This is a genomic window from Cyclobacterium sp. 10D3-21, from assembly GCF_055809755.1.
Genome location: NZ_CM147924.1, coordinates 2784931 through 2802166 on the forward strand (window position 1 = coordinate 2784931; position 17236 = coordinate 2802166).

14 protein-coding genes are annotated in these 17236 nt (G+C 39.6%); 11 read left to right on the top strand and 3 right to left on the bottom strand.

The annotated features are described in order from the left end of the window. The first annotated feature begins 54 nt into the window (after positions 1–54). From AC0L7T_RS11275 to AC0L7T_RS11325, 11 genes are all read left to right on the top strand, one after another. Positions 55–2508: a heavy metal translocating P-type ATPase gene (locus AC0L7T_RS11275; RefSeq protein ID WP_473342736.1), complete on the top strand. Its 2454-nt coding sequence runs from the start codon at positions 55–57 to the stop codon at positions 2506–2508. Next, the gene (gene ccoS / locus AC0L7T_RS11280) at positions 2499–2681 is read left to right on the top strand and encodes a cbb3-type cytochrome oxidase assembly protein CcoS (protein ID WP_473342737.1); all 183 of its coding nucleotides are present in this window, start codon (positions 2499–2501) and stop codon (positions 2679–2681) included. Before AC0L7T_RS11275 ends, ccoS begins: the two co-directional genes overlap by 10 nt. Before the next feature lies 1 nt (position 2682). Next, a complete protein-coding gene (gene ccoN, locus AC0L7T_RS11285) occupies positions 2683–4815 on the top strand; it encodes a cytochrome-c oxidase, cbb3-type subunit I (protein WP_473342738.1) in 2133 nt (710 codons plus the stop codon). Between the two features lie 12 nt (positions 4816–4827). Then, positions 4828–5019, top strand: a complete 192-nt coding sequence (locus tag AC0L7T_RS11290) for a cbb3-type cytochrome c oxidase subunit 3 (protein WP_473342739.1) — start codon at positions 4828–4830, stop codon at positions 5017–5019. Beyond that, positions 5006–5932, top strand: a complete 927-nt coding sequence (locus tag AC0L7T_RS11295; RefSeq protein ID WP_473342740.1) for a cbb3-type cytochrome c oxidase N-terminal domain-containing protein — start codon at positions 5006–5008, stop codon at positions 5930–5932. The genes AC0L7T_RS11290 and AC0L7T_RS11295 overlap by 14 nt, the downstream gene beginning before the upstream one ends. Positions 5933–5997: 65 nt before the next feature. Continuing rightward, positions 5998–7413: a cytochrome c oxidase accessory protein CcoG gene (gene ccoG, locus AC0L7T_RS11300; RefSeq protein ID WP_473342741.1), complete on the top strand. Its 1416-nt coding sequence runs from the start codon at positions 5998–6000 to the stop codon at positions 7411–7413. A 21-nt stretch (positions 7414–7434) separates the two neighbouring features. After that, positions 7435–7860, top strand: a complete 426-nt coding sequence (locus AC0L7T_RS11305; protein WP_473342742.1) for a FixH family protein — start codon at positions 7435–7437, stop codon at positions 7858–7860. Continuing rightward, entirely contained in the window at positions 7861–8574 is a 714-nt protein-coding gene (locus AC0L7T_RS11310; protein WP_473342743.1) for a sulfite exporter TauE/SafE family protein, read from the top strand. It begins immediately after the preceding gene. A gap of 75 nt (positions 8575–8649) precedes the next feature. Continuing rightward, complete coding sequence (locus AC0L7T_RS11315) at positions 8650–9711, top strand: BF3164 family lipoprotein (protein ID WP_473342744.1); 1062 nt, start codon at positions 8650–8652, stop codon at positions 9709–9711. A gap of 64 nt (positions 9712–9775) precedes the next feature. Beyond that, on the top strand, positions 9776–10345 hold the full coding sequence (locus AC0L7T_RS11320) for a peptidylprolyl isomerase (protein WP_473342745.1): 570 nt from the start codon (positions 9776–9778) through the stop codon (positions 10343–10345). A 120-nt stretch (positions 10346–10465) separates the two neighbouring features. Then, the gene (locus AC0L7T_RS11325; RefSeq protein WP_473342746.1) at positions 10466–11797 is read left to right on the top strand and encodes a GntP family permease; all 1332 of its coding nucleotides are present in this window, start codon (positions 10466–10468) and stop codon (positions 11795–11797) included. A 24-nt stretch (positions 11798–11821) separates the two neighbouring features. Here the strand turns inward: AC0L7T_RS11325 and AC0L7T_RS11330 are convergent, their stop codons facing one another. Genes AC0L7T_RS11330 through AC0L7T_RS11340 form a run of 3 tightly spaced genes read right to left on the bottom strand, consistent with a single transcriptional unit; the run spans position 11822 to position 16221 of the window. Next, positions 11822–12604: an SDR family NAD(P)-dependent oxidoreductase gene (locus tag AC0L7T_RS11330; RefSeq protein WP_473342747.1), complete on the bottom strand. Its 783-nt coding sequence runs from the start codon at positions 12602–12604 to the stop codon at positions 11822–11824. A gap of 10 nt (positions 12605–12614) precedes the next feature. Then, positions 12615–13706 carry a sugar phosphate isomerase/epimerase family protein gene (locus AC0L7T_RS11335; protein ID WP_473342748.1) on the bottom strand — a complete coding sequence of 364 codons (1092 nt, stop codon included), beginning with the start codon at positions 13704–13706 and terminating at the stop codon, positions 12615–12617. A gap of 13 nt (positions 13707–13719) precedes the next feature. Continuing rightward, positions 13720–16221 (bottom strand): DUF7133 domain-containing protein, encoded by a 2502-nt coding sequence (locus AC0L7T_RS11340; RefSeq protein WP_473342749.1) that lies wholly within the window; start codon positions 16219–16221, stop codon positions 13720–13722. Positions 16222–17236: the final 1015 nt, after the last annotated feature.

Genomic DNA, 17236 nt, shown 5'->3' on the forward strand with positions numbered 1-17236 from the left:
TTCAATGATATTCGTCATGTTTTTACTTATATTAAAGGATTAACTTGTCCGAAAATGCAAGAAATGCCAAGCAAAACAGAAGAAACCAAAATTATATGCTGTTATCATTGCGGTGAAAACTGTGATGAGGAGATGCTTATGTACGACGAAAGAAATTTTTGTTGCACAGGTTGCCTGACTGTTTATGAGGTGTTGAATGAAAATAATTTATGTGATTATTATGATATTGAAACAACGCCCGGGACCAACCAGAAAAAGAATCCATTAAGAGAAAATCGATTTGATTATTTGGATGATGAAGAGGTAATAAATAAGCTGATAGACTTTAAGGATGAAGAGCAGGCTCATGTGACTTTTTTTATCCCGATGATCCACTGTGCATCCTGTATTTGGCTATTGGAAAACCTTTACGTGCTTAATCCAGGAGTGATATCCTCTCGCGTAGATTTTATTAAAAAAAAGGTACAAATAAAGTTTCAACTGAAAGAAACCAGTCTTAAATCTGTGGTTAGTTTGCTATCCCATATCGGTTATGAGCCGAGAATCAATCTTTCTGATTTGGGTGAGAAAAAAAAGCCGCAGAATAACAAAAGACTTATCTACCAATTGGCAGTAGCAGGGTTTTGTTTTGGTAACATGATGTTTTTCAGTCTTCCTGAATATTTTTCAGAGGCAGAATTGTTAGGAAATGGCTTTAATAGCCTTTTCAATTACCTGAACATTCTTTTGGCTTTACCGGTCGTCTTTTATTCGGCTACCGATTATTTTCGTTCTGCATGGATAGCGATAAAAAATCGTTCCGTAAATATGGACGTGCCTATAGCCTTGGGTATTATTAGTTTATTTACCTATAGCTTGTTTGAGATTTTTGTCTCTGGGCAGGAAGGCTATCTCGATACACTAGGTGGCTTGTTGTTTTTTCTTTTAATAGGGAAATATTATCAACAGAAAACATTCGATACCCTATCCTTTGATAGAGATTATAAGGCCTATTTCCCAATTGCCATTACTAAAATGGTGAAGGACCTTGAGGAGGTAATACCTTTGACAAAGCTTAATGTGGGAGATATTGTTAAAGTTCGAAATGAAGAACTGGTACCTGCAGATAGTCTTCTTTTGGCCGATGAAGCTTCTATTGATTATAGTTTTGTGACGGGAGAAGAAATACCAGTACCTGTAAAGAAAGGAGAGCTTGTATATGCAGGAGGAAGGCAAAAGGGGGCAGCCATTACCTTAGCTGTCCAGAAATCTCCCTCTCAAGGTTACCTTACGGACCTATGGAACCATGAAACTTTTGCCAAGGAAAATCAGGAAGACTCTCTGGCTTCATTGGCCAACCGAATAAGTGGAAAGTTTACTTTCACAGTTCTTTTTATTGCATTTGGGGCATTAATTTATTGGAGTTTTAATGATATTTCTGTTGGGGTCAAAGCATTTACCTCTGTATTGATTATTACCTGTCCATGTGCTTTGTCCATGTCTACCCCTTTTACTTTAGGAAATGTGATGCGGATCTTTGGAAAAGGTGGCTTTTATTTAAAAAACACCCAGGTGATAGAAAAACTAGCAGGTATTGATACGCTTGTTTTTGACAAGACAGGAACCCTCACAGCTCCGTCGAAAGCAACTGTTACCTATCATGGAGAAAATTTAACAAATGAATCAAAGCGAATGATTAAGGCTTTGGTTAATTATTCTGTGCATCCATTGAGCAATAGGATCAATCAATGGCTAAATGGTGTGAAGCCAGCAGTTCTGGATAATGTAAAGGAGATTCCGGGAAAAGGTTTATCGGCCAATTACCAATCCAGAAGCATAAGTTTAGGGTCAGCATTATTTTTAGGAGTAGGAGATAAGAACAAAGCCATTAATACGGGAAATGAAGTGTATCTTGTAATTGACGGGATGCATTGGGGCGTTTTCAGCATAGCAAGCGGTGTAAGAGAGGGAATAGAGAAAATGGTGCCGGGTTTAGCAAATTCTTATGAGGTTCATTTGCTTTCGGGTGATCATAATCATGAAGAAAAATACTTAAAGAAAGTGCTGGGGGATAAGGTGGCAATGCATTTTCAGCAGTCTCCAGAGAATAAATTGACACATATTCGTGACATGCAAGCACAGGGCAAACATGTTTTGATGGTTGGCGATGGGTTGAATGATGCAGGAGCACTTAAGGCAGGTGAAGTTGGGATTGCCGTTACCGATAATATCTCTCATTTTAGTCCTGCAAGTGATGCTATTCTGGATGGAGACAAGCTTAATCTGTTGCCACAGTACTTAAAGTTTGCACGGACGGGAAGAAGCATAATAAAAGCCAGTTTTGGTTTGAGTTTTACCTACAATGCTGTTGGGATCTTTTTTGCAATTCAAGGATTGGTAAGTCCGGTTTTGAGTGCAATTCTAATGCCTGCAAGTAGTATTTCAGTGGTGTTGTTTACGACATTAGCCACAAATTATCAGGCGTATAGGATAGGATTAAACGATAAGAAGATAATAAAATGGAAGTAATTTTTATTTTGATCGGGGTGAGTTTGACGTTGGCTGGAGGGTTTTTATGGCTTTTTTTTAAAGCGATGAGAAGCGGACAGTTTGATGACCAACACACACCAGCTATCAGGATATTATTTGATCAAAAAACAAAAAATAAAGCGAACAAAAAACCACCTAAAAAAGAGAAGTGATATGTCAGGAACGACACTTGAAAAGTTTAGTTACGATAACAAGATCGTAAAATTCTTCGGCGCGGCCACCATGATTTGGGGACTTGCTGGCATGCTGATAGGGCTGCTTGCTGCTACCCAGCTATTTCTACCCGAAGCCAATTTAGGCAATCCTTATACGACTTTTGGTCGGATAAGGCCGCTTCATACGAATGCGGTAATTTTTGCCTTTGTTGGGAATGCCATTTTTGCCGGCGTTTATTATTCTATGCCGCGTCTACTGAAGGCTCCAATGTGGAATAAAACCCTTAGTTGGATTCATTTCTGGGGATGGCAAGCCATTATACTTTCTGCAGTTATTACCCTTCCATTGGGTTTAACGTCTTCAAAGGAGTATGCAGAGTTGGAATGGCCAATTGATATTGCCATTACCATCATATGGGTTGCATTCGGTGCCAATATGATTGGTACACTCATCAAACGCCGTGAAAAGCACATGTATGTGGCCATTTGGTTTTACCTTGCCTCATTTGTCACAGTAGCCGTTTTGCACATTTTCAATTCCCTCGCTTTACCAGTTTCTTTGTTCAAAAGTTACTCAGTGTATGCCGGGGTTCAAGATGCTTTGGTGCAATGGTGGTATGGACACAATGCAGTTGCATTTTTCCTTACGACCCCTTTTCTGGGATTGATGTACTATTTCTTACCGAAAGCTGCCAATCGACCTATATTCTCCTATAAGCTTTCTATCGTACATTTCTGGTCGCTTATATTCTTGTATATCTGGGCAGGACCACATCACTTGCTATATACCGCATTGCCTGAATGGGCACAGGTTTTAGGCGTTGCCTTTTCAATCATGTTGCTTGCTCCAAGTTGGGGAGGTATGGTGAATGGACTTCTTACGCTTAGAGGAGCTTGGGACAAAGTTAGGGTAGACCCTGTACTAAAGTTTATGGTTGTCGCTGTGACTGCCTATGGTATGGCCACCTTTGAAGGTCCGCTACTCTCTATTAAAAGTGTAAATGCTATAGCTCACTATACTGACTGGATTGTAGCACACGTTCACATTGGTGGGTTGGGTTGGAATGGATTCCTTACTTTTTCCATGTTGTATTGGTTATGGCCTAGAATGTGGAGAACAAAATTGTACTCAACCAAATTGGCCAATACCCACTTTTGGTTAGGTACATTAGGGATACTCTTTTATGCCTTGCCGTTGTATGTTGCAGCACTTACCCAAAGTTTGATGTGGAAAGAATTTGCAGACACAGGCCGTTTGGCTTATCCAAACTTCCTTGAGACGGTTATCCAAATAGTTCCCATGTACATGCTTCGCGCATTTGGAGGATTACTTTATCTAAGTGGAGCCATTATGATGGTCTATAACCTTGTCAAAACAGCGGCGGCCGGATCCTTTCTGGAAGAAGAAGAAGATGAGGCACCAGCCTTGGCAAAACATGTTCCTGATAAAAAGGAATTTTGGCACAGGGCATGGGAGAGAAAACCTGTGTTTTTCACTATTTTGGCAACCATCGCTATCTTAATTGGTGGTATAGTAGAGATTATTCCTACCATTCTCGTGAAATCCAATATACCTACAATTAGCAGTGTGCAGCCTTATACGCCGCTAGAGTTACAGGGTAGAGATTTGTACATTTCCAATGGTTGTGTTGGCTGTCATTCTCAGATGATCCGTCCTTTCAGGTTTGAAACGGAACGTTATGGCGAATACTCCAAAGCTGGAGAGTTTGTATATGACAGACCCTTTTTGTGGGGCTCCAAAAGGACTGGTCCAGATTTACATAGGGTGGGAGGCAAGTACCCAGATAGCTGGCATTACCACCACATGGTAGATCCGAGAAGTATGTCTCCGGGTTCATTGATGCCCCCTTATCCATGGATGACCACCAATGTCATGGATCATAGCAATATCGAAGCTAAAATTCGAACCATGCAGAAGCTAGGCGTTCCTTATCCAGAAGGTTATGATGTCAAAGCCATTGAAGACCTTCAAAGTCAGGCACAATTGATCGCAAATAATCTTAAAGAAGCTGGAATTGAAGTGTTGCCAGATACTGAAATTATTGCTTTGATTGCTTACCTGCAGCGATTGGGTACTGATATTAAAAAGGCTTCGCCTGACAACGAATAAAATAAAAAAGAGATGAAAAAAAATATTTTAAGCTCGATGGAAAACGTTGAGATATACCCCATCATTTCCTTATTGATATTTGTAATTTTCTTTATCGGAATGTTTTGGTGGGTCCTTAAGGTAGATAGAACCTACGTGGACCACATGAAAGAAATGCCATTCAATGATGAACCTCAAAACGATAAGTCTAATGAAAACGTTTAAACTGATTGGAGTCACCCTGATGTGTTTGTTGATGGCTGTCCCTGGCTTTGCGCAGGAAACGGAAACAAGCTTTACATCACAAATGCAGCAAATGGATAGCAACACTTTGCTCCTTCTGGCCATTATAGTGGTTGTTTTACTTGTGATAGTCATCATAATTGGATTGATGATCTATATGCTTTCATTTTTAATGACTGCGTTGAGAAAGGAAAACCCTGCTCTTGAAGCAGCCCCTTCTTGGTGGGAAAAATTCAAGACCAAATATGTGGTCGGAAAATTCAAACCTATAGAAGAAGAGAAAGATATCCAGTTGAATCATAGCTATGATGGAATCGTGGAACTTGACAATTTTATGCCACCATGGTTAAGATATGTCTTTTACCTGACCATTTTTTCCGCTATTGTTTATTTTCTCTATTATTCTGTACTCGGAATTGGGATGACTCAAATAGAGGAATATGAAGCGTCTTTAGAACAAGCAGCTATAGAAGAAGAAGCAAGAGGTGCGATGATGCTGACATCAATAGATGAAACCAATGTGGAGGAGGATACCTCTACTCCAGCATTAGCAGCTGGCAAAGAATTGTTTACGGGCAATTGTGCCGCCTGCCACGCAATGGATGGTGGAGGAGGAGTAGGTCCAAATCTTACGGATGAATACTGGCTACACGGAGGGGATATCAAGAGTGTCTTTAAGGTGGTGAAGTATGGTGTAATTGAAAAGGGAATGATTCCATGGCAGGATCAGCTTGGGCCCGAGGAAATGCAACAGGTTTCCAGTTATATTCTTTCATTACAAGGCACCTCACCAGCCAATCCAAAAGAGCCACAAGGTGAGAAATATGAACCAGCCATCGAGAAACCAATAGATGCATTGGGAGATGAAGATTTAGGTGCAGTACCTGCGGAATAAAGCCTAGAAGTCGGGTTTGGTGTTTATTCCAAACCCGACATTTCACATTAAAACTTCATAAAAACATGGCTATCAAAAATGAAAATCTTAATCCAGAAAAATTCAGGGATGCACTCGGTACTGTAAACCAAGATGGAGGGAGAAATTGGGTTTTTCCCAAAAAAGTATCTGGAAAATTCTATCAATACAGAACCTATTTTTCTTGGTTATTGCTGGGGATATTATTTGCAGGACCATTTATCAAAGTGGACGGTCGACCTTGGTTACTGTTCAATATCTTTGAGCGAAAATTCATCATTTTTGGAGCGGTTTTTTGGCCGCAGGATACGCATTTATTGATATTCTTACTTTTGATTTTCTTTGTATTTATCATTCTGTTCACGGTGGTATTTGGGCGGGTGTTTTGTGGATGGGCTTGCCCCCAGACACTTTTTATGGAAATGGTTTTCCGTAAGATAGAGTACTGGATAGAAGGAGATGCCAATCAGCAACGAAAATTGGATGCCATGCCTTGGAATGGAGAGAAAATAAGAAAGAAGACAATCAAAATGTCTCTTTTTATTCTTATTTCTTTGCTGATTTCACATACCGTGATGGCTTATCTTATCGGAATTGACAATGTCATGGAGATCGTTACCTCTTCGCCATCGGAGAATTTAGCAGGTTTCTTTGGCCTATTGGCCTTTACCGGAATCTTCCTATTTGTATTTTCATGGTTTAGAGAGCAAGCCTGTATCGTGGTGTGTCCTTATGGCCGACTTCAAGGAGTATTGCTCGATAACCAATCCATTAATGTGACTTATGATTATAAGCGAGGTGAACCCAGGGCTCCAATTAGAAAAAACAAGGTGGAAGCTGAGCCAGCTGGAGACTGTGTAGATTGCACGCTATGTGTACAAGTTTGTCCTACCGGAATAGATATCAGAAATGGCGTGCAGATGGAGTGCGTTAATTGTACTGCGTGTATGGATGCTTGCGATGATGTAATGGAGAAAGTGGATAGACCTAAAGGATTAATCCGTTATGCTTCTGAAAACAGTATAATTACAGGTACTTCGAAATTAATTACTGGAAGGGTAAAAGCATATTCTGCTATTCTTTTGTTGCTGATCATTGGTTTTGTGGCATTGTTATCAACCAGAGAGGACTTAGGGGCTACCGTCACCAGGTTTAGAGGAATGACCTATCAGGCCAGAGAGGATGCGCAAATAAGTAACCTTTATGAAGTAACCTTAATTAATAAGACTTTCGAGGAACAAGAAGTTACCCTGGTTCCTGATGATCCTACCTTTACCATTGAAAAAGTGGGGCATACGGATTGGCGTCTTGATGGACAATCAAAATTTGAAGGTAGATTCTTTCTGGTTAAAGCACAGAAGGACATGAAAGTCCCTCAACAAAATGTTGACCTTTTATTGCAACAAAATGGGGAAACAATTGATAGGATTTCCACCAGCTTTATGGGACCTGTCGGTAAATAACACATTTTAAATGAGAGCTATATGAATTGGGGAAATGGAATTTTCTTGTTATTGGTCGTTTTTATCGGATTAATGGCCACTTTGGTGACCATTTGTGTTAAACAAGATGATATTCACTTGGTTACTGAGAATTATTATGCAGAAGAAATCAAATACCAGGAACATATTGATAGGGTGACAAACACCAAAGCCACCGAAGGTAAGGTCATGCAGTTTGATGCGGTAAGCAAGACTTTACAGTTCAAATTACCTGTAGGGGCGAGTGGAGAATTGCATTTATTTAGGCCTTCGGATGCCAGGTTGGACAGAAAGATTAAAGTGGAAATAAAAGATTCTGCAGCCAATGTTTTGCCACTTGAAGAGCTGGCGCCTGGATACTGGAAAATGAAAATGACCTGGGAGGCAGATGGAATTGCTTATTTTGAAGAAAAGAAAATTGATATCTAAATGATCTGGACAGCCTTTATTTGGGGAATACTGGGTTCTTTTCATTGCATAGGTATGTGTGGACCGATAGCGCTTGCCTTAGCAGGGAAAGACAGGAACAAATACCTTTTCAATAAATTACTCTACAACTCCGGAAGGGCTGTGACTTATTCTTTGTTGGGAGGCCTGGTAGGTATGGTCGGTTTCTCCCTTTCTCTTGCAGGAATACAGCAGTGGGTTTCTATTGTATTGGGATTATTAATTATAGGCCTGGCTTTTTTTTACAAGAAATCTGAAAAATGGATTACAGGCTCCTCTTTTTCCACCACATTAATAAAAATTAAGTCGCAGCTGGGGAAATCGATAAAAAGAGGTGGTAGAAAAGCATTTTTTATGACAGGGATTCTAAATGGGTTCTTGCCTTGTGGTATGGTTTACATGGCCTTGGTCGCCTCTCTAGCTTTACAAAGTCCGGTGATGGGGATGGCTTATATGTTCGTTTTTGGCTTAGGCACTTTTCCAGTGATGATTTTGCTAATGTTTTCAAAAGATATTTTTTCGATGAACTTTAGGATGAAAATGAACAAGGCAATGCCGTATTTTGTGATGTTTATGGGTGTCTTATTTGTTTTAAGAGGTATGGGTTGGGGGATTCCTTACCTAAGCCCTAATTTGGGACTGCCTACGGCTCATGCAGTAGAACTATTAGACAGTGGCATTACCCATTGTGAATAAATCAATTGCTTTCGACTGGGCTGTTTAAATTCCTTTTGAAAGTGGAATTGTGATAGATTACCTATATCTTTAAGAATGAACAGATTAATTCTAGTCTTATTTGTTTTTGCACTCGTTTCTTGTCAGAAAGAATCTGAGAAAGGTAATTACAGAATTATAAAGGAGGAGGATTTCAAAGTAATGTCCATTGCTTCTGAAAAATATTTTTTTGAAGAGGTTCTCAGCCCTTCTAATATTGGTTTAGTAGGTAGGAAAGTGCTGCTTTTTGAAAGAATGAGAGTTCCTCAAGAACATCCTCGTATTCATATTATCGATTCTAAAGATTGGACTTATGATAAACCAAAAGGAAAATATGGAGAAGGTCCTTTGGAGGTAACCGATGCTGGCTTGGTTTATAGCGAAAAAAACGACGATACTTTTTGGGTCTATTCAGTCAATAGGAGGAGATTGGTTGAATATTCAATGTCTGATGCTACATTATTGGGTAAAAGTGAGTGGAAACTGCCCGAGCCTATGCAGGTTCTTCGGTCTTTTAAACTGGCTACTTACAGTAGTTATTTGGGTATATCGAAAGAAGTTAAAAACCGAATTCTGGAATTTGATAAAGCTGGAAATAAAATTGGAGGATATGGAGAATGGGAGAAGGAAAAGGATAGGCCTGACCTGAATGATTATCAACTGGCAGAATTAAACGGTGGTTTTTTTAAAGGAAATGCAGATGAAGGGTTATTTATTAGGGTTGGCCTTAGAAGGGACAGACTTGAGATTTTCGATAATCGAGACAAATCGTTTGTCATCATAGATGGGCCAGCTTTGGAATTGCCTCCATTCGAAATAATTGATGGTAATTTGTTTTTAGGTTCGAACCATCGCTATCACTATAGAGATGCTGTAGTCACTAAAAAACATATTTTTGCTTCTTATGCAGGAGTAAGTTCATCTGAATTTAACAAAACAGCTATAATGGCTGAACAAATTTGGGTTTTTGATCACAAAGGAAAACCACTCTGGAAGTTAATGCTGGATAGATCGATCAACAATTTCTTGATCAATGAAGAGACGAATGAAATCTATGGTATGACTACTGACGAAGACCCCGGAATTGCAGTTTTTAATATTCCAAAGGAGTTGTTGTAGCCCATAATCCATTTACTTTTCGTATTTTTAAATGGCACCTTCTATACCTTTAAATGTGAAAACAATGATTAGATTTTTCAAGTGCATGCTGCTGGTTTTATTAAGCGGTTCAATCCAAGCCCAGCAAATAGAAAAGTACCAAATTGTGACCGAAGTCGGTACTATTGATGTGGAGGTGTATCCAGAGATCGCACCGATCACGGTTGAGAACTTCCGGGCCTATGTTAACAGTGGTGCTTACCTAAAATCCAGCTTTTTCAGAGTTTGTACGCCAGAAAATGAGGCAGACCGGGAAATACAAATAGAAGTAATTCAGGGGGGAGATGTTCCTGATAGCTTATTATTACCCCCAATTCCCATAGAAACAACCAGGGTAACAGGTTTAAAACACAAGGATGGGACACTTTCCATGGCTCGGTTTGAACCCAATAGTGCGCAAAGCTCCTTCTTTATTTGTATTAATGATCAGCCTGAGTTGGACTTCGAAGGGGAGAGAAATGCTGATGGATTCGGTTTTGCCGCATTTGGTCAGGTGACTAAAGGAATGGACATAGTAAAAATAATACAATCAGGGAAGGAAGATGCCCAATACCTGATTGAGCCAGTTGAAATACAATATATTAAACGACTCTAATTGGTTAGGGTGGTGAAAATAGAGCTTTTAGCGTTCTATTTCATGAAAATTCTGTTTAACGATTGAAGTTTAAATAAAATTGCTTTATTTGTTATAGAATATAAACCCAAAAACCGATCTATGTTTATCTTTATTTTGATTCTATTGGCATTGGCCATAATAATTGTGGCGATTATCAAATTTGAAATTCATCCTTTTCTTGCTTTGTTCTGTGGGGCCATCCTGTATGGTCTTATGTCAGGCATGCCTGCAGAACTGATCATTAGTTCTATTACTGAGGGTTTTGGGGGAGTGCTGGGTAGGATCGGCTTATTGATTCTTTTTGGAGTAGTAATTGGCACTTTTTTAGAAAAATCAGGTGGTGCATTTGTAATTGCTCAAAAGGTTTTGTCCTGGGTAGGAAAAAAGTCGGTCATGCTGGGAATGATGATTACAGGCTATATTTCTTCTATTCCAGTTTTTGGAGACAGTGCTTTTATCATGCTCAACCCCATCAATAAATCCCTGTCCTTTAAAGGAAAACTGCCGTATACGGCCACTACAGTAGCCTTGACATTGGGGATTACTGCAACCCACTCTTTGGTGCCGCCAACCCCCGGACCCATAGCGGCAGCTGGAATACTTGACGCGGATTTAGGCCAGATAATTTTCTTTGGCCTAATTACTAGTGCACTAGGATTGGTGCCATGTTATTTCTTTTGTAAATATTGGGTTTCAAAAATTCATTTGGTTCCTGTATTTGCTGAAATTGATAAACTGGGCAAAACAACAAAAAATCCTTCCTTAGGTAAATCCTTCATGCCTATCATCATTCCATTGGTACTAATTATCCTGTCTTCTATAGCAGCATACCCTACACAACCTTTTGGCGATAACCTGTTTACCTCTCTGATCTTATTTATTGGTAACCCAATAATAGCCCTGTTATTAGGTGCTTTTTTAGCATTTAGCTTGCCTGAAAAACTTGATAAAAAAGTTTTGTCTTCTTCAGGTTGGTTTGGTGAAGCATTGTTGATAGGTGCACCAGTAATTCTAATCACTGGTGCAGGAGGCGTATTTGGTAAAATGTTACAAAACTCTGGAATTGCTGATCAAATAAGTGGTTTGATGAGCGCAGGGAATTTAAGTTTATTCCTACCTTTTGCCATGGCCTTTGCCTTGAAATCAGCACAGGGTTCTTCTACCGTCGCTTTGGTGACAACGGCTTCAATCATGGTGCCTTTGATGCCAGCCTTAGGCTTGGATACAGAGATTATGCGCGTACTTACAGTATTGGCCACCGGTGCCGGAGCCATTGCCGTGTCCCATGCGAATGATAGTTTCTTCTGGGCCATGACGCAGTTGTCAGGCATGAATATCAAACAAGGCTACCAGTCACATAGTCTTGGAACAGTTATTCTTTCCTTTACGGCAATGGGCATTATTTTGATTTTGGCCAGCGTGCTGGCTTAATCAATATTTATACTAAAACGAAGTTTACTTAGCTGTCCAGCCACCGTCTACTGTCAGTAAGGAACCAGTCATATAACTTGCCGCATCACTGGCCAGGAATATGGCTGCTCCTTGTATTTCTTTTAGTTCACCCCATCTTCCCAAGGCTGTTGCACCAATAATGAATTGTTTGGTGGCAGGATCATCGGCCACTGGGATATTCATCTCTGTAAGAAATGGTCCCGGACAGATAGCATTGACTTTAATGTTAAATGGAGCCATTTCGAGACCTAGCGCTCGGGTCATTTGTACGATAGCCCCTTTGCTAGAAGTGTATGGCGTACGGTTGGCAAGCCCTACCACGCCTAGTGTACTCGCCAGATTTATTATTGCCCCTGACTTTTGGGCTTTCATATGGGGAATCACTGAACGACTACAAAGCCAGGTGCCGGTGACATTGATTTCCATCACTTTATTGAAATCTTCAAGGCTAACTTCATCTATTGCCCCCCTGATATTTATTCCAGCGCTATTTATCAAAATATCGATGCTACCAAAAGCTTCCATAGCAAAGTCAGCCATCGCATTGGTTTGCTCTTCTTTTGAAATATCAGCGGCAAATGACAGGGCTTTTACGCCAAATCCTTTGCTGATTTCTTCAGCAGCTATTTCCCCATCTCTTTCTGTTCTATTGACGATTAGAAGATTAGCTCCGGCTGAGGCTAGCCCTGCGGCCATGGCCAGTCCTAAACCTTTTGAGCCTCCTGTTACAATTGCGGTTTTTCCACTTAGGTTAAATAATTTTATTCCTGGTAAGCTGTTGATCATGATTCTTAATTTAGAGGTTTAAATTTTTGTTACTGTATGCTAATGAGGTTAAAACGTTTTCCTCTTCTTTTGCCAATAAAGCTTCTGGAGCTAAGGCGTTGATGCTTGGAAGTGTGCTGCCATTTGAGTTAACCCAAGCCAGGATTTCGGACAATTCTGAGGCTGGAACTTGCTCAAGGGTTGTCCAATAGGCAGGTGTCAAACAAGGGATAAGCAAAGGGTTTCTGGTAATCATCTCAAGATTAAAAGTTATGGATGGATTGTGCGCTTTACAAGTGTTGACAATCTTCTTGAGGTCAATGAGGCCCTCGCCTAATGGTACTTCTGATAGTTGGAAGCCTTCCGAGTAAGGAGTTACGGCCATGTCTTTTACATGCGTAGAGAATACATAGGGTGCCAAAAGTTGGAGGGTGTGTTCAGGTTGTTCCATTAGTGCAATACTGTTCCCGAAATCTAGGGTTACACCAACCCATTCACTCGAGATCCCCTTCATCAATTGAACCAATTCATTTGCACGCCAATCTTTGTGGTTTTCAATAGCCAGTTTGACTTTGTGTTTGCGTAATATTCGTTCCGTTTTTTCAAGCATCTGCTCTGCCTGTTTTTGGAAGCTTAAAAATGCCTCCTGGCTATGTAACGCTTCATACCTCCTCGGACCAAGACTTACTGTTCTTAGAACTTGTATCCCTGCTTCTTTGGCCAGGATTACTTGTTTCTCAAAATCAGACAATTCAGCTTCTTTTTTAGGTATTCCTATTGACCCCTCCAGGTACATGTCAAGACTTTCCCGCTGGTCTCTTATTTTCCGGGTAAAATCTTCCGTCCAACCATTGACACCCACCTGGATACCGCCAGCTCCGATTTCATAACAATGCGTCAATAGATCACTTGCGTCGGAGAATCCTGGGTAATTGCTGCTTTGATGGGATGCATGCCACCTTTTCCCATAGGAATGAACCACGATACCCAATTTTGTCTTGTCAAAAATTGCAGGCAACTCAGGCATTGACATCGCCAATAAGCCCAAACCAGCATTTTTTAAAAACTTTCGTCGGGCATTAAATGAATTTGAATCAAAGCCATTCTTTATATTTTCTTCCATAATTCGCTTAAGGTTATTTAGGGGCATTTACCGGAGGCTTGAAGAGCAGTAGTTCTTCAGGTTTCCATGGAAAAACCCTTCCTTGGGTTGAAATTCTAATATCGGCCACTGTACCACTCTTTACCGCTTTTGCCTGATTGTCCCATTCATTCCTTATATAAGTAAGGATGTTTGCAATGGTGCTGTTATCCAGGCTAGCCATGGATGGCATTACTGGTAATATATCAGGGCTACTGTATTTTATTCCGCTTACTGAAATCGGACCTTCCAGTCCATGAAGTAGGATCATGGCAAGCTTTGTCTCGTTTCCGGTTACCCATTCTGATTTGTTTAGCGGAGGGCCCATCCTTTTTACCCCCTCACCATTTCCTCCGTGACAGCCTGCACAGGTACTTAAAAAGTACTGCCTTCCCTTGGCAAACGAGGCTTTTTCAAGGGCTGACAATTGGTTAATACTTGACAAGGAGTCAATTTTAACCTCTTTCCCAGGCCAATTGAATAGGTTGTCCCATTCTGTGGTTTTTAAATTACTTTTGACAAATGCGATAGTGTTGGGGAATTTAGGAGCTGATTTTAGGTCAATTGGTTCGCTCTTGTTTTGGGCACCAGCCATGGCCATACCAGTGAAAATGGATAAAGCCTGCCAATCTTGAGAGGGGTTTCTTTGCTCTAAAATGGCTATAAGCTGTTGCATTTCTTCAGGGCTATTTTTTTTACTGATAGCAGAAGAGAGCATTTCCAGAAAGATTGCTTTTGGGGCTGATTTTTCTTTCCAGGCGTTATTTTCCATCAAAAATTGCAAAAAGTTAAATTCCTGGTTAGGTAGACTACTTAGTGCCGCATCCCTGAATATCGGTTGATCAATTGTGTTTTCGAGAATAGCCAAAATACTGGCATTGGAAACATCTGGAGACAAACTTCCAGCAGAAAGAATCATTTGAAGTGCCAACTCTTCATTGGTGATTTTTTTCAAATTTTGAAGAATAACTTTTTCAAGTCGCTTTCTAATTTGAGCGTTAGTTTTGGAAGTCTGCTCTGCCAGTCTTAGGGCATGTGTATAAACCATCGCATGCTGTCTTTCTGGTTTTTCCAATAAGGTAAAAAGCATGTTTTCATCCAATCGTTCAAGTCCTTCCAGGGTCCATAAGGCATGAAGCTGCCCAATTGGATTTTCCTTATTCAAAGCCATATTTTTCAGAAGGGATAAGGTCGAGCTATCATTACTTTCTATTAGTAGTCTTTGTGCCATATCTCTGTACCAACCATTGGGATGTGCCAGGGTTTCTACAAGTTCAGGACCAGTGTAGCTGGATAATTTCGGTAAAGGTTTTGGTTGCCAATTTTTAGCAGTAACACGCCAAATTCTTCCATAATGAGTAGGCTGCACCAATTTCCGTTCGATCGTGATTTCTTTTAAATAAGGGGATATATAGGCACCGTGTTGTACCAATCCTCTGTACATGTCTGTGATGTACAATGCCCCATCAGGGCCTGATGTTAGGCTTACAGGTCGAAACCTTTCATCATGTGAGGCAACCACTGAATGACCAACATCAGGGGAAACCGCTGAAAGCTGGATTCCATTGGAAACAATCGCATTTCTTCTTATCAAATTACCAGAGGGCTCACAAACAAAAACATTTTCTTTGTACTGAGAGGGAAGTCCGTTTTCTCTAAAATAGAATGGGGAACATGCTGAAGTAAATTCTTTCAATCGGTTTTTTTCATCCAGAATCCCTGGAATATAACCCCTGTTGATGGCTAGATTTTCTCGGATGGGATAAATCCCTCTGTCTATGGTAAGGCCATGGTCAAGCCCTGAAGTGGTGCTATGATGCTCATTTCTGGTGAAATAATTGGGAGGAACGAGGTCAGCATGTAAGGGTGACCAATTGTAATTGTAATAAAGCCTGCCAAAATCATCCATACTAATCCCCCATTGGCCCCGGAATTCTGTGGTCTCTTTTATCCATTGATTGTCTTTGAATTTGTACCGAAACCTAGATTTAGCATTGTAATACCAATTGTCAATCCCTTTAAGTAATCCATTACCCGAATGCTCTGGTAAATTACTTCCAGCATAATCAGGGTCGATCAAAACCTTTGTGTCGGCTTTTAGGTCTCCATCCAGGTCCTGGGTCCACCAAAGTGACATGTTTTCAACTACCAATGCACCACCCTTAACTACAGCAAGGGCTCTGGGCATAATGATACTGTCTAAATAGATGGTGCTTATGTCCATTAAGCCATCCCCATCTCGATCTTCTAATATTGAAATTCTACCATTGGGTTCTAATTCGTCCGATCCGGCGATGTCATTCATGAATCCCCTCATCTCAACTACCCACAATCTACCATCTTCATCAAAACTTGTAAAAACAGGATCCTCAATTAACGGTTCTGCTGCTACAAGTTGGATGGATAAGTCATTGTTTATTTCAAATAACTGAAGGGCTTCTTCTGGTGACATGGCAGGGGAGGGCCCTTGGTCTCTTGGGGAATTACAACTTACCATGAAAAAGCAATTAATCCATATTCCTAACCAAAAGGAGTTCTTCACTAGAATTAAGAATGAATTTGGCAATATTTTGGGATTTGGTGTGGAGGTGTTAAATCTAATATTTGTTTGGTGAAATTCAAATTAAATTCAATAGAATGAGGATAGAATTATTTTTCTCAGTTCATAATTTTTTGCACAAAATAAAATAACCACTTCCTAGGGTAGCATTTTCATTGAGTTTTTGGTTAGATAGACTATTGTTTATTGAGTTTGGGGTGTGAAGCTGAATCGTCCTAACAATTAAGGAAGTGAAAATGTGTACGCTACCATTTAATTCCTTTAAGGTAAAAAGTAATTTAAGGTGGAATACTTAGGATTTGAATTTTTATAAGAAGCCAGCATTAGAGATGAGCTATGATTTATTATTTTTTAATAGAGCGAATTTGGATCGGTAACCTTACCGGAAAATGATGTATTTATTGGCATCCAAAATTTATAATATATAATGGCTTAAAATAAGCCTTAAAGAGATAGGATAAACCCTCAACTAAATAAATTTAAATTGGACTGATTCTTTATAATAGTGGTATTTTGAGTTTAAAATTTTTTAATTAAACAAACAATTAGTTTAGAATATAAATCTGAAAACAGATTATTAGCCCAATAAAACATATACTTTTATGAAAAAATCATACAATTAAAATATAATATTTTTAACTTTAAGTGGTGAAATACTATTGTTTTTGCTTTAAAATGAATGTAATCGAGGATTAAAAATTGAATTTTTTATCGAAGAAAAAATAATCTAAAAATGCTTTTGTTTGATGGAAAAAATGGTAAAATTGCAATCAATAGTTAATTAAAATTTAGTCGAAAAAATTTTATTATTGTTTAGCTAAAACAGACAGCCAAATTTAAACAATTTATGTTAATCTAGTTATTATCCATATCGGATACATTTCCAAATAATGGAATTGGATTTTCTACAAGATGGGAGTTCAGCCAAAATCTTCCAATTAAATTTTATAAT